The sequence below is a fragment of the Streptomyces sp. NPDC018610 genome (assembly GCF_044391765.1).
Lineage (GTDB): Bacteria > Actinomycetota > Actinomycetes > Streptomycetales > Streptomycetaceae > Streptomyces.
This window is the reverse complement of sequence record NZ_JBISAL010000008.1, coordinates 144,417-157,626: the sequence shown is the minus strand read 5'-3', so window position 1 is coordinate 157,626 and position 13,210 is coordinate 144,417. Positions and strand designations below refer to the sequence as shown.

Annotated in this window: 10 protein-coding genes; 3 read left to right on the top strand and 7 right to left on the bottom strand. The window is 71.7% G+C overall.

Annotated elements, in window-relative coordinates; all coding sequences use genetic code 11:
* Positions 1-46 precede the first annotated feature (46 nt).
* Together dop and arc are read right to left on the bottom strand one after the other, a co-directional pair.
* A complete protein-coding gene (gene dop / locus ACH5A8_RS21480) occupies positions 47-1,558 on the bottom strand; it encodes a depupylase/deamidase Dop (protein WP_399004221.1) in 1,512 nt (503 codons plus the stop codon).
* A gap of 238 nt (positions 1,559-1,796) precedes the next feature.
* Positions 1,797-3,563: a proteasome ATPase gene (arc, locus tag ACH5A8_RS21475; protein ID WP_399004219.1), complete on the bottom strand. Its 1,767-nt coding sequence runs from the start codon at positions 3,561-3,563 to the stop codon at positions 1,797-1,799.
* 243 nt (positions 3,564-3,806) lie between these two features.
* Between arc and ACH5A8_RS21470 the strand changes: the two genes are divergently transcribed.
* Complete coding sequence (locus tag ACH5A8_RS21470) at positions 3,807-4,112, top strand: ferredoxin (RefSeq protein ID WP_399004217.1); 306 nt, start codon at positions 3,807-3,809, stop codon at positions 4,110-4,112.
* Positions 4,113-4,171: 59 nt separating this feature from the next.
* Here the strand turns inward: ACH5A8_RS21470 and ACH5A8_RS21465 are convergent, their stop codons facing one another.
* The 3 genes from ACH5A8_RS21465 to ACH5A8_RS21455 form a co-directional block, all read right to left on the bottom strand.
* Positions 4,172-4,750 (bottom strand): hypothetical protein, encoded by a 579-nt coding sequence (locus ACH5A8_RS21465; RefSeq protein ID WP_399004620.1) that lies wholly within the window; start codon positions 4,748-4,750, stop codon positions 4,172-4,174.
* Positions 4,751-5,126: 376 nt separating this feature from the next.
* Positions 5,127-6,029 carry a tRNA (adenine-N1)-methyltransferase gene (locus ACH5A8_RS21460; protein WP_276109401.1) on the bottom strand — a complete coding sequence of 301 codons (903 nt, stop codon included), beginning with the start codon at positions 6,027-6,029 and terminating at the stop codon, positions 5,127-5,129.
* Positions 6,030-6,126: 97 nt separating this feature from the next.
* Positions 6,127-7,782, bottom strand: coding sequence for a site-2 protease family protein (locus ACH5A8_RS21455; protein ID WP_399004214.1), 1,656 nt, complete (start codon positions 7,780-7,782; stop codon positions 6,127-6,129).
* 758 nt (positions 7,783-8,540) lie between these two features.
* On the opposite strand from ACH5A8_RS21455, the gene ACH5A8_RS21450 reads away from it, so the two are divergent.
* Complete coding sequence (locus tag ACH5A8_RS21450; protein ID WP_399004618.1) at positions 8,541-9,446, top strand: RecB family exonuclease; 906 nt, start codon at positions 8,541-8,543, stop codon at positions 9,444-9,446.
* A gap of 22 nt (positions 9,447-9,468) precedes the next feature.
* Complete coding sequence (locus ACH5A8_RS21445) at positions 9,469-10,140, top strand: response regulator (RefSeq protein WP_399004212.1); 672 nt, start codon at positions 9,469-9,471, stop codon at positions 10,138-10,140.
* 81 nt (positions 10,141-10,221) lie between these two features.
* Here ACH5A8_RS21445 and ACH5A8_RS21440 read toward each other — a convergent pair whose 3' ends face one another.
* Together ACH5A8_RS21440 and ACH5A8_RS21435 are read right to left on the bottom strand one after the other, a co-directional pair.
* Positions 10,222-11,826 carry an ABC transporter substrate-binding protein gene (locus ACH5A8_RS21440; RefSeq protein WP_399004211.1) on the bottom strand — a complete coding sequence of 535 codons (1,605 nt, stop codon included), beginning with the start codon at positions 11,824-11,826 and terminating at the stop codon, positions 10,222-10,224.
* Between the two features lie 419 nt (positions 11,827-12,245).
* Positions 12,246-12,947 carry an HAD family hydrolase gene (locus ACH5A8_RS21435; protein ID WP_399004209.1) on the bottom strand — a complete coding sequence of 234 codons (702 nt, stop codon included), beginning with the start codon at positions 12,945-12,947 and terminating at the stop codon, positions 12,246-12,248.
* Positions 12,948-13,210: the final 263 nt, after the last annotated feature.

Here is a 13,210-nt window from a genome sequence, read left to right as displayed (position 1 = left end):
CGCCGGGGATTCCACCCCCGGCCGCCGGCCTCCTCCGGGTACCCACTCAGCCGCCGGACAGGACCCTGACCAGGTCCTCCGCGGTGCGGCAGCGGTCCAGGAGCTCCTTGACGTGATTACGCGTTCCGCGAAGCGGTTCCAGGGTTGGGACGCGCTGGAGGGAGTCGCGGCCCGGCAGGTCGAAGATGACCGAGTCCCAGGACGCCGCCGCGACGTCGTCGGCGTACTGCTCCAGGCACCGGCCGCGGAAGTACGCGCGAGTGTCCTCCGGCGGCTTCCTGCGGGCGCGGTCGACCTCGCCCTCGTCCAGCAGGCGCTTCATGCGGCCACGGGCCGCCAGACGGTTGTACAGGCCCTTCTCGGCGCGCACGTCGGCGTACTGGAGGTCCACCAGGTGGAGCCGGGCGGCGTCCCAGTCGAGGCCGTCGCGGCGCCGGTAGCCTTCCATGAGCTCCCGCTTGGCGACCCAGTCCAGCTCGCCGGCCAGGCTCATGGGGTCGTTCTCCAGGCGGTTGAGGGTGTCCTCCCAGCGGGCCAGGACGTCCTTGGTCTGGTCGTCCGCGTCGGCCCCGAAGCGCTCCTCGACGTACTTGCGGGACAGCTCGAAGTACTCCATCTGGAGCTGCACCGCGGTCAGTGTCCGGCCGCTGCGCAGCGTGATCAGGCGCTTGAGCGACGGGTCGTGCGAGACCTGGTGCAGGGTGCGCACGGGCTGGTCGACGGCCAGGTCGACGGCGATGAAACCGTCCTCGATCATGGACAGGACCAGGGCGGTCGTGCCCAGCTTGAGGTAGGTGGAGATCTCCGAGAGGTTCGCGTCGCCGATGATCACGTGCAGGCGGCGGTACTTCTCCGCGTCCGCGTGCGGCTCGTCGCGGGTGTTGATGATCGGGCGCTTGAGGGTGGTCTCCAGGCCCACCTCGACCTCGAAGTAGTCCGCGCGCTGGCTGAGCTGGAAGCCGTGCTCGTGGCCGTCCTGGCCGATGCCGACCCGGCCGGCGCCGGTGACGACCTGGCGGGAGACGAAGAAGGGCGTGAGGTGGCGCACGATGTCCGAGAAGGCGGTCTCCCGCTTCATCAGGTAGTTCTCGTGCGTCCCGTAGGAGGCGCCCTTGTTGTCGGTGTTGTTCTTGTAGAGGTGGATGGGCTGCGCGCCGGGCAGCTGGGCGGCCCGTTCGGCGGCCTCGGCCATGATCCGCTCGCCCGCCTTGTCCCACAGGACGGCGTCGCGCGGGTTGGTGACCTCGGGGGCGCTGTACTCCGGGTGGGCGTGGTCGACGTAGAGCCGCGCGCCGTTGGTCAGGATGACGTTGGCCAGGCCGATGTCCTCGTCGGTGAGCTGGCTGGAGTCGGCGGCCTCGCGGGCGAGGTCGAAGCCGCGGGCGTCCCGCAGCGGATTCTCCTCCTCGAAGTCCCAGCGGGCCCGGCGGGCCCGGTGCATCGCCGCGGCGTAGGCGTTGACGATCTGGGACGAGGTGAGCATGGCATTGGCGTTGGGGTGACCGGGGACGGAGATCCCGTACTCCGTCTCGATGCCCATCACTCGCCGTACGGTCATGCGGCCCTCCTTGCCCGGCGGCGCCCTCGGTCGAGGGCGGCGCTCAAGTACCGCTGGTGCTCGGGTGCCTGTGCGGTGCCCGTCCCCGCACCGCGCGACCCGGCGGCGGTACGAAAGAGCCTAGAACGCCTTTGCGCTGGTGGGGAGATCATTTGCGTCATTGCCTGCTCCATGCGTGGGCCCTGGAAAACAGACCGGCTGCGGGTACCCGCCGAGGGCACCCGCAGCCGCCCCGCTTTTACAGGTACTGACCGGTGTTCGCCACCGTGTCGATGGAGCGTCCGGTGTCCGCGCCCTGCTTTCCGGTGATGAGGGTGCGGATGTAGACGATCCGCTCGCCCTTCTTTCCGGAGATCCGGGCCCAGTCGTCCGGGTTGGTGGTGTTCGGCAGGTCCTCGTTCTCCTTGAACTCGTCCACGCATGCCTGGAGGAGATGGGAGACGCGAAGGCCCTTCTGGTTCTTCTCCAGGAAGTCCTTGATCGCCATTTTCTTGGCGCGGCCCACGATGTTCTCGATCATGGCGCCGGAATTGAAGTCCTTGAAGTAGAGGACTTCCTTGTCGCCGTTGGCGTAGGTGACTTCCAGGAAGCGGTTCTCCTCGGATTCGGCGTACATCTGCTCGACCGCGGTCTGGATCATGGCCTGGACCGTGGCGTCCTTCTCGCCGCCGTGTTCCGTGAGGTCGTCCGCGTGCAGCGGGAGGCGCTCGGTGAGGTACTTCGCGAAGATGTCCTTGGCCGCCTCGGCGTCGGGACGCTCGATCTTGATCTTCACGTCGAGCCGGCCGGGCCGCAGGATGGCGGGGTCGATCATGTCCTCGCGGTTGGAGGCGCCGATCACGACCACGTTCTGCAGGCCTTCCACGCCGTCGATCTCGGCGAGCAGCTGCGGGACGATGGTGTTCTCCACGTCCGAGCTGACGCCGGAGCCGCGGGTGCGGAAGAGGGACTCCATCTCGTCGAAGAAGACGATGACGGGGGTGCCCTCGCTGGCCTTCTCCCGGGCGCGCTGGAAGACGAGGCGGATCTGCCGCTCGGTCTCGCCGACGTACTTGTTCAGGAGCTCGGGGCCCTTGATGTTGAGGAAGAAGCTCTTGCCGGCGGCCTGGCCGGTCACTTCGGCGACCTTCTTGGCCAGCGAGTTCGCGACGGCCTTGGCGATGAGCGTCTTGCCGCATCCGGGCGGCCCGTAGAGCAGGACGCCCTTGGGCGGGCGCAGTTCGTGCTCCTTGAACAGGTCCGGGTAGAGGTACGGCAGCTCGACGGCGTCCCGGATCATCTCGATCTGGTTGCCGAGGCCGCCGATCTGCTCGTATCCGATGTCGGGCACCTCTTCGAGGACGAGTTCCTCGACCTCGCTCTTGGGCACGACCTCGTAGACGTAGCCGGACCTGGGTTCGAGCAGCAGGGCGTCGCCGGGGCGGATGGTGACGTCCAGCAGCGGCTCGGCGAGCCGGACCACCCGCTCCTCGTCGGTGTGCCCGAGCACCAGGGCTCGCTCGCCGTCCTCCAGGATCTCCTTGAGGGTGACGATGTCGCCGACGCGCTCGAACTCCATGGCCTCGACCACGTTGAGCGCTTCGTTGAGCATCACTTCCTGGCCGCGCCTGAGCTCGTCGAGTTCGACGCCGGGGCTGACGTTCACCCTCAGCTTGCGGCCGCCGGTGAAGATGTCGGCCGTGCCGTCCTCGTTGGCCTGCAGGAAGACGCCGAAGCCGGCGGGCGGCTGGGCGAGCCGGTCGACCTCCTCCTTGAGGGCCACGATCTGGTCGCGGGCCTCTCGGAGCGTGTTCGCCAGTCGCTCGTTCTGCGCGGACACGCCGGCCAGATTGGTCTGCAGTTCGACGATCCGCTCTTCGAGAATCCTCGTGTGCCGCGGAGAGTCGGCGAGCTTGCGTCGCAGGACGGCGATCTCCTGCTCAAGGTAGGCGATCTGCCCGGCCGGGTCGTCGGACCCTCGTCCCGGGCGGATGCCGCGGTTCATGTCGTCGTCGTGGGCTGCCACGGTCCTCACCTCCTCCAAGGGGAGCTGGACGCTTCCAGACCCTACCTGGGTGGGTGTCGATTGAAACCCCTAGATCACAAAGACTGTCGGGGTGTGTCCGATCTTCACCCTTGCGCTCTCCCTCACGCCAGGGGGATACCCACCGAACGCGATTGGAAAGCCGTCAGAGGTAGGGTCGAGACGTTCAACACCCGTCAGAGCTGGCCGGATTCCCGCGCGGTTCGACGTGACAGGTCAGGAGATGTGAGCGTGCAGCAGCGGACCGCGGACGGCGACGAGGCACTGGAGGTCTGGATCGACCAGGACCTGTGCACCGGTGACGGCATCTGCGCGCAGTACGCGCCCGAGGTGTTCGAGCTGGACATCGACGGTCTGGCCTACGTGAAGGGCGCGGACGACGAGCTGCTGCAGGACAGGGGCGCGGCAACGCCCGTGCCGCTGCCGCTTCTCACGGACGTCGTGGACTCGGCGCGGGAATGCCCCGGCGACTGCATCCATGTGCGTCGGGTTTCGGACAGGGTGGAAGTGTACGGACCTGACGCGGAGTGATCGCACGAGCGCCAACCGTCACTACTGTCTGATTTCTCACACGCCTGGCGGGCAGCGAGTCAGATACTGCGCGCCTGCGCGGGGGCGGAACGGACGAACGCGCCGTTCTTCCACTGCCACTTCGCGCCGTCCTCGAGGTCGGGGCAGCAATTGGGCACGTCGGGCGAGGAGTAGCCGAGCAGGGTGGCGGTGACCGCGCCGGCGCGCACCGCGAAGTCGGTGACCGTGTACCGGTCCTTGGGGTCGACGAGGGTGGCCACCACGCGCGGCTCCTTAGCGCCCTGGGCCTGGGTGAGCACGTAGACGCCGTCGGGCGGGGTGCCCATGGAGGCGTCGCAGTGGACGACGGCCACGGTCTCGGGCCGGCCGTCGCCGTCGAGGTCGCCGGCGGCCTTCTTCGCGACCACGGCCTTGACGGGGCCGCACGCGATCGGGAACGCCACTCCCGTGGTGGCCGGCGGGGCGACGGCGGCGGGAGCGCTCCTGGCCTGGCCGGCCGCTGGCTGGGCGGCGGTGGCGGAGCCGGGCTGGAGGGCCGAGGAGAAGGCGATCACACCGGCTACGGCGGTCGCGGTGGCGACCCAGTGGATGGGGCGGGTGTGCGTGTGTGCCAGTTCCGGGACGGCGGAGTGCTGCAGCTGCACTAGGGCCTCTCGTTCGGATCATGCCGGGCTCGCGGACCCTGGCACCGCTCCTCGCCGCGTTGTCGTCGGTCGCCATGGCTCCGCCATGACGCCCTCCTCCGCCTTGCGACGCACGACATCAGGCCCCGCTCCCTGATCCGGCCCGATCCAGACGGAAGACCCTGGAGTGTCTCCCGTGAGGGCCGTGCCGGTGGGATGGCCAGCATCGTGCCACACGTCACAGTGCGGGGGAACGGTGGGGTGGGTACTGGTGTCGACTTCGCGGCGCGGCGATCCTTGGCCGGTGAACGCGGGGGCGCCGTGGCGCAGTTCCCGGTCCGGGTGGGGAACTGCGCCACGGCGCCCGTTCGTTGGTCGCGGTGGGGCCGCCTCAGCGGCCGGCGCCGCCGTCGGCGTTGGGGCCCTCGTAGTCCTCGCCGTAGGCGCCCTTGGCGGGGCGGCGGCGGCGCATGGGCGGCTCGACGCCGTCGGCGAGGCGACGGGCGGTGAGCAGGAAGCCGGTGTGCCCGATCATGCGGTGGTCGGGGCGGACGGCCAGGCCCTCGATGTGCCAGTTGCGGATCATCGTCTCCCAGGCGGTCGGCTCGTTGAAGCAGCCGATCTCGCGGATGGACTCCACGGTCCGGGCGAGCTGGGTGGTGGTGGCGACGTAGCAGCACAGGATGCCGCCGGGGACGAGCGCCTTGGAGACGGCCTCCAGGCACTCCCACGGGGCGAGCATGTCGAGGATGACCCGGTCGACGTCGGTGTCGGACAGGTTGTCCTGGAGGTCGCCGACGGTGAGCTGCCAGGCGGGGTGCGGGCCGCCGAAGTAGCGCTCGACGTTGGCCTGGGCGATCTCGGCGAAGTCGGCGCGGCGCTCGTAGCTGTGCAGCATGCCCTGGTCGCCGATGGCGCGCAGCAGGAAGCTGCTGAGCGAGCCGGAGCCGACGCCGGCCTCCACGACGCGGGCGCCGGGGAAGATGTCGGCGAAGGCGAGGATCTGCCCCGCGTCCTTCGGGTAGACGACGGCTGCCCCGCGGGGCATGGACAGGACGTAGTCGGGGAGCAGGGGACGCAGCGCGAGGTAGGCGACGTTGCCGGTGGTGCGGACAACGCTGCCCTCGGGTGCGCCGATCAGCTCGTCGTGCGGGAAGGAACCCTTGTGGGTGTGGAAGTTCTTCCCGGCCTCGAGCGTGAACGTGTAGTGGCGGCCCTTGGGGTCGGTCAGCTGTACCTGGTCCCCGACCTTGAAGGGCCCGCGGCGGCGGGCGGCACCGGTCGGTTCGGACATGTGACCAGCCTACCGGCCCCCGGGAGGGCCGCCGACCACGGCCGGGCCTGGGGGACGGGCGGTGCCCGGCGGGACGGGGGCCGCGCCCGCCGGCGGCTCAGGAGGGGCGGGCCATGGCCTTGACGAAGGCGCGCTCCACGTCGGCGGCGGAGAGCACGCCGTAGATCTCGCCGGTCTCCTCCACCACCAGGTATTCGGTCGCCGGGGTGGCCCGCAGCACGTCCAGCAGTTCTTCGCCGGCCAGCTCCGCGGAGACCCGCATGCCCTCGGTGAGGTCCTGGGCGAGTTCGCCGGCCGAGACCCAGGGGCGGCGGTGCTCGGGCACGCCGACGATGGCGGACTCGCGGACGAGGGAGAGGGGCTCGCCGTGGCCGTCGACGACGACCAGGGCGCGGGCGCCGGCGGCGTTGGCGCGGCGCAGGGCCTCGGCGAGGGAGGTGGCGGTCTCGACGGGCACCGCGCGGCGGGTGAGGGCGCGGGCGCGCAGTTCGGGGAGGTGTTCGCGCAGCCGGGCCATGCGCAGGCTGTTGCCGGCGCCGGTCCAGATGATCGCGGCGATGATGGCGGCGAGCAGGGCGTCGGTGACGGTGTCCATGCCGACGCTGTCCTCGGCGGTGGCCCCGAGGGCGCCGGACTGGCTGAGCAGGGGCAGGCCGATGAGGACGGACACGGCGAGGGCACGGCCGACCCAGGCGGCGGCCACGGTGCCGCTCATCGGCCTGCCGGTGATCTTCCAGACGACGGCGCGGAGCATCCGGCCGCCGTCCAGGGGCAGGCCGGGCAGCAGGTTGAAGGCGGCGACGATGAAGTTGGAGATCATCAGCGCGGCCAGCAGGACGCCGGGGACGGTGCCGCGTTCGACCGGTTGCAGGGCGAGGTAGAAGACGCCGCCGAGGACCAGGGAGAGCAGGGGGCCGACGAAGGCGAGGACGAACTCGCGGCCGGGGGTCTCGGCCTCCTTCTCGATCTCCGAGACGCCTCCGAAGAACTGGAGCTGGATGCGGCGGACGGGGAGCTTGAAGCGGAGGGCGGCGACGGTGTGGGCGAGCTCGTGGACGAGGACGGAGCCGTAGAAGGCGACCGCGAAGAACAGGGACACCAGGTAGCGGGCGGCGCCGAGCTCGGGCAGCACCCGGTCGAGCTGTCCGCCGAACACCCAGGTGATCAGCGCGGCGACCAGGAACCAGCTGGGCGCGACGTAGACCGGCACGCCGAAGGGGCGCCCCATGAGGATGCCGCCGCCGGGTTCGCGGGGGCGGCGGGGCGGGCGGGGGCGGCCGGCGCCGGACTGCGCGTGGGCGCGGTCGGGGTGGGCGTCGGGGGCGGTCGTGGCCGGGGGGTGCGCGGGCGGGGGCGGCGGGGCCGCGTCGCCTGTGCCTTCGGCGGGTGCGAGGGCGTCGCCGGAACGCTCGTCCGGCGCCGGCGCCGGTGCGGCGGATGTCTCGGGTGCGCCGTCGTCCTGCGGTGGTCCCGCCGGGACCTGGGGGGCCCGCGGGGACGGGTCCGCGTCGTGTGCGTCGTGCCGGGGGGCCTCGTCGGCGTCCTGTGCGGGGGCCGGGGCCGGCTCGTCGGGGGCCTGGGGCGTACGGGGCTCGTCCGGGGCCGCGCCCTCGGCGGGCTCGGCAGGCCGGGCGGCCGGTCCGGCGTCGTGGCGGTGCGCGGAGCCGGTGGCCGGCGCCGTGGGGTCCGGTTGGGACCGCGCCGACTCGTCACTGCCGGACCGCGGCTGCCCGCTTCCGCCGCTCACGTCCACGGTGTCCCCTCGTTCGAAGCGCGTCCCGTGCCTGCCGGACGGGAGGTATCGGGTCGATGGTATGCGGCGACGGCCTCCGGCTCAGCCTGGCACCCCTGACATCTGCCCCGTCGTCGCGCAGGTCAGTCCGGACGAATGGGTCGCTGTCAGTGGCCGGCCGTAGGGTCTGTGGCATGGAGACGAGCACCGAGGACGCGCCGCGGGCGGGCGACGGCGAGGCGGCGAGCACGGCGGCGCAGGCCCCGACGCCCCGGGCCGCACCGGTCGGGGCGCCGGCGGTCACGCCCGCGCCGACGGTCACGCCCGCGCCGACGGTCACGCCCGCGCCGACGGCCGCCGCGCGGCCGTCGGCCGGGACGGAGGCGCCGGTGTCGGCGCCGGCCACGGCCGCCGGGGCGGAGGCGGACGGGGCGACGACCGACGCGCCCGAGGGGGCCCCCGGTGCGGCCGTGCCCGCGCAGCCGGCCGTGTCCCGGGCGGCGGTGGCCGGCGTGGCCGGGCCCGGCACGGACGCACCGGCCGGGCAGCCGTCCGCGGACGTGCCGACCGTGCAGCCGTCCGGACCCGTGGACGCCCCGGCCGAGCCTCCGGTCGCGCTCGCGGACACCCCGTCCGAGCCTCCCGCCCCACCCGCGAGCGCACCGGCCGAGCCCGTGGCCGCACCGGCAGACGCCCCGGCCGAGCCCGTGGCCGGGCTCGCGGACGCGTCGGCCGGGTCCTCCGTCGTGCCGGCGAAGGCGGGGGCGGCGGCCCGGGCCGTGGGGCCGGCCGACGCGGCCGTGCCCGAGGCGGAGGCCGGGGGCGTCGCGAGGCGTGCGGCCGCGCCGCCGTCCTCGTTGTCGCCCTCGCGTGCCGGGGACTTCATGCAGTGCCCGTTGCTCTACCGGTTCCGGGTGATCGACCGGCTGCCCGAGAAGCCGAGCGAGGCGGCGACGCGGGGCACCCTGGTCCACGCGGTGCTCGAACGGCTTTTCGACGCGCCGGCCGCGGAGCGGACGCCGCCCCGGGCCAAGGCGCTGATCCCTGGTCAGTGGGACCGGCTGCGCGAGTCGCGGCCGGAGCTGGTCGAGCTGTTCGCCGACGACGCGGACGGCGAGCGGCTGGCGCGCTGGCTGTCGGAGGCGGAGCACCTGGTGGAGCGCTGGTTCGCGCTGGAGGACCCGACCCGGCTGGAGCCGGCCGAGCGGGAGCTGTTCGTCGAGGCGGAACTGGCCTCCGGGCTCAGGCTGCGCGGGATCATCGACCGGGTGGACGTGGCCCCCACGGGCGAGGTGCGCATCGTCGACTACAAGACGGGCAAGGCGCCCCGGCCCGAGTACGCCGAGGGCGCGCTGTTCCAGATGAAGTTCTACGCCCTGGTGGTGTGGCGGCTGAAGAAGGTCGTCCCGCGGCGGCTCCAGCTGGTGTACCTCGGCAGCGGCGACGTACTGACGTACGACCCGGTCCTGGCCGATCTGGAGCGGGTGGAGCGCAAGCTGCTGGCGCTGTGGGAGGCGATCCGGCAGGCCACCGAGACCGGCGACTGGCGGCCGCGCCCCACCAAGCTGTGCGGCTGGTGCGACCACCGGGCGCACTGCCCGGAGTTCGGCGGCACTCCCCCGCCCTACCCGCTGCCCCTGGGACGAGCCGCGTCGCCGGTGCAGGGCAGAATGGGCGCGGACTAGGGAACCGGCGAAGGAGACTCACGTGGCCATCCGCGTCCTACTGGTCGACGACCAGCCACTGCTGCGCACCGGATTCCGGATGATCCTGGAGGCGGAGCAGGACATCGCGGTCGTGGGCGAGGCCGGAGACGGTCTGCAAGCCCTGGACCAGGTGCGGGCGCTGCAGCCCGACGTGGTGCTGATGGACATCCGCATGCCGCGGATGGACGGCGTGGAGGCGACCCGTCAGATCACCGGCCCCGAGCGCGACGGCCCGGCGAAGGTGCTGGTCCTGACCACCTTCGACCTCGACGAGTACGTGGTGGAGGCGCTGCGCGCCGGGGCGAGCGGCTTCCTGCTGAAGGACGCCCCCGCCAACGAACTGGTGCAGGCGATCCGCGTGGTGGCCGGCGGCGAGGCGATGCTGGCGCCGAGCATCACGCGCCGGCTGCTGGACAAGTACGCCACGCATCTGCCGTCCGGGGAGGAGCCGGTGCCGGACACCCTGCACACCCTCACCGAGCGTGAGGTGGAGGTGCTGAAGCTGGTGGCGCGCGGGCTGTCGAACGCGGAGATCGCCGCGGACCTGTTCGTCAGCGAGACGACCGTGAAGACCCATGTCGGGCACGTGCTGACGAAGCTGGGGCTGCGGGACCGCGTGCAGGCGGCGGTGTACGCGTACGAGAGCGGTCTGGTGCGGCCGGGCGCGCAGTAGCGGCCCCGGCGGCACGCGGAACGAGGGCGCCCCTCCCGGAGATCCGGGAGGGGCGCCCTCGTGTCGGTTCCTGGCGCGGCGTCAGCTGCTCACGCCACGGCCGAGCTGCCACAGTTGCAGCGTGGAGGAGGAGTTGAGCGCGTACGCGGCGCCGGTGATGTCGTCGCGGGCGGCGATGTACTGCTTGCCCTGCCACAGCGGCAGCACCGGGACCTCGTCGGCGACGGCGTCCTGGATCTCCGTCAGGCTGCTGGAGGCGGAGAGCCGGTCGGCCTGGCGGCGGGACTGCGGGATCAGCTGGCTGCGGATCTTGTCGTTGACGTAGGGCGAGTTGAGGAAGTTGTTCTTGTCGAGGAACGGCGCCAGGAAGTTGTCGGCGTCGGGGAAGTCGGGGAACCAGCCCATGCCGTAGACGTCGTAGGAGCCCTTCAGCTCGGCCGGGTGGAACTTCTTCCACTCGGTGCCCTCGATATTGACGTCGAACAGGCCGCTGCCGTTGAGCTGCTGCTGCAGGATCTGGAACTCCTGCTTGGTGGCCGAGCCGTAGTGGTCGGTCGTGTAGTGCAGCGTCAGCTTCACCGGGGTGGTGATGCCGGCCTTGTTCAGCAGCGTGCGCGCCTTGCTGTCGCTGGGGTCGCCGTACTTGTTGAAGAAGGAGTTGGAGTGGCCGGTGATGGTGGCCGGGACCAGCGAGTACAGCGGCTCGGCCTGGGTGCCGTAGACCTTGGCGACCAGCGCGCTGCGGTTGACGACCTGCGCCATGGCCTTGCGGACGGCCTTGTCCTTGACGCTGGTGGCGTCGGTGTTGAAGCCGAGGTAGCGGATCTCCAGGCCGGGCATCTCGACGAGGTCGATGTCGCCGCCGGAGGCGTTGGTGAGCTTCTGGATCTGCTCGGGCGACATCGCGCGGGTCATGACGTCGATGTCACCCTTGTCCAGGGCGGCTCCCATGGCGTCGGCGTCCGGGAAGGAGCGGATCTCCACCTTGTCGTTGTTGACCTGCAGCGTCCCCTTGTACTTGGGGTTCTTGGTGAAGACGGCGTCGACCATCTCGTCGTTCTTCACGTCCGCCTTCATCGTGTACGGGCCGGAGCCGTCCACCTGGAAGCCGTCGCGCAGCTTGTTCTTCTCGTAGTCCTTGGGGTTGACGATGCCCGCGACGGGCGTCGTCAGCTTGTACGGGAAGGTGGCGTCGGCGGTGTTGAGGTGGAAGATCACCTCGTTGTCGCCCTGGGTCTCGACCGTGTCGACGGTGGAGAGCAGGCCGGCGACCTGGGTCTCGGCGTTGATGGCGCGGGCTCGGTCGATGGAGTACTTCACGTCCGCGGCGGTGACCTTGTCGCCGTTGGCGAACTCCAGGCCGGAGCGCAGGGTGCAGGCGAAGCGTTCGTTGCCGGTGTCGGTGAAGCCGCACTTCTCGGCCGCCTCGGGGACGGGGTCGCCGTCGCCCTTGGGCTGGATCATCAGGGTCTGCACGGTCTGGCGCAGGACGTTCCAGGTGCCGACGTCGTAGGCGTAGGCCGGGTCGACGGGGGCCGGTGCGTCCTCGGAGGCGGTGAACCGGTCCGTGGTGCCGACGACGATGGCGTCACCGCTGTCGCTTCCGCTGTCGGACCCGCCGCACGCGGCGAGTACCGGCGCGAGCAGGCCGACGACGGCCGGCAGCACCAAAGTCTTGCGGTTCATGCTCGGGTTTCTCCAGGGCTGTCAGGTCCGTGTACCCGGCGTGCTGAGGGTGTGTCGCGGCGGATCACGGGTGGGTCCGATGTACTCGCGACGAGATTAGTCCGCGCCCGCGCGGCGGCTCGCGGCCGCGGGAGGCGGGGCGCCATCACGCAGCGGAACCGGGTGTGGACACACCGAAAACGTGCCACTGGAAGGATTCGTGCAGCGTCTTACCAAACGGGACACAAAGGCACGGTGACCCCGCCGGAAAGAGGGCGGGAAACACATCGCCCGCCCCCTGTCGACCCTATTTCAAGTGATGAACGTCACCTCGACAACTCTCTGCAACCGTAGCGGACTTCAGCCGTCCGGCACCCTTCGCGCTCCTCCCGAGGCGCGCCGACGGGCGCTCCGGCGCGGTTCGCACGCCGGGCGGGCGGCTAACACGTGTGCGCCACCAGGCCGTGCAGGAACGGCAGGTCGACCTCTTCGAGCGAGCTGACCACCGTGCGCCGGGGAGCGGGGGCGATGGGAGCGACCGAGGGGACGGCGACCACGTGGCAGCCGGCCGCCTCGGCCGCGGCGACGCCGGTCGCCGTGTCCTCGACGACCGCGCACCGGGCCGGGTCCACGCCGAGCCGGGAGGCGGCCAGCAGATACGGGTCGGGGTGCGGCTTGGTGCGCGCCACCTCGTCGCCGGCGACCGACAGGGTGAAGTGCTGGGGGCCGAGCGAGGCGAGGACCCGGTCGATGATGCGCCGGTGGGAGGCGGAGACCAGGGCGGTGGGGATCTCGTGCGCGGCCAGTTCGGCCAGCAGTCGCGCGGCGCCCGGCATCAGCGGGACGGCACCGTCGATACGGTCCTCGAAACCCTGGTTGAGCAGCACCGTCAGCTCGGCGAGGGTGACGGCGGCGCCGGTGGCCTCGATCAGGAAACCGGCGCTGCGGGTCATGGGGCCGCCGACGACGACATGTCTCCAGGCCTCGTCGAGGGTGTGGCCGAGGGCGGCGAAGACCGCCACCTCGACGTCCCACCAGAAGCCCTCCGTGTCCACCAGGGTGCCGTCCATGTCGAGGAACACGGCCTGCAGCGCAGAGCCGTCCGACGGCAGGGTTCCGAGCGCGGGGACCGTACTGGTCATCCGGGCGCACCTCCTTGGGGGACGCGCAGGCCGGTTCCCGTGCGGGGAACCGGCCTGCAGTGGACCGACCAGTGTACGACGTGACCGCGACAAACGGCTCGCCGAGGACGCGGCGTGCCGTGGCGTCGCCCGTTCGCCGCACGGCGGACGGGGACGGCGGACGCCGGTCGGGCACGCGGACGCGAGTCGCATGGCGCGCCGCGGAGTCGCGGGGCGCGCGCCATGGAGGCCGCGCGCCCGGCCGAGGTGGAGGCCGGCGCCGC

What these genes read in the sequence shown, in the direction of transcription:
- ACH5A8_RS21460 (WP_276109401.1), bottom strand. Translation starts at nt 6,029, where the DNA reads ATGTCCGAACCGACCGGTGCCGCCCGCCGCCGCGGGCCCTTCAAGGTC.
- ACH5A8_RS21435 (WP_399004209.1), bottom strand. Translation starts at nt 12,947, where the DNA reads ATGACCAGTACGGTCCCCGCGCTCGGAACCCTGCCGTCGGACGGCTCT.
- dop (WP_399004221.1), bottom strand. Translation starts at nt 1,558, where the DNA reads ATGACCGTACGGCGAGTGATGGGCATCGAGACGGAGTACGGGATCTCC.
- ACH5A8_RS21440 (WP_399004211.1), bottom strand. Translation starts at nt 11,826, where the DNA reads ATGAACCGCAAGACTTTGGTGCTGCCGGCCGTCGTCGGCCTGCTCGCG.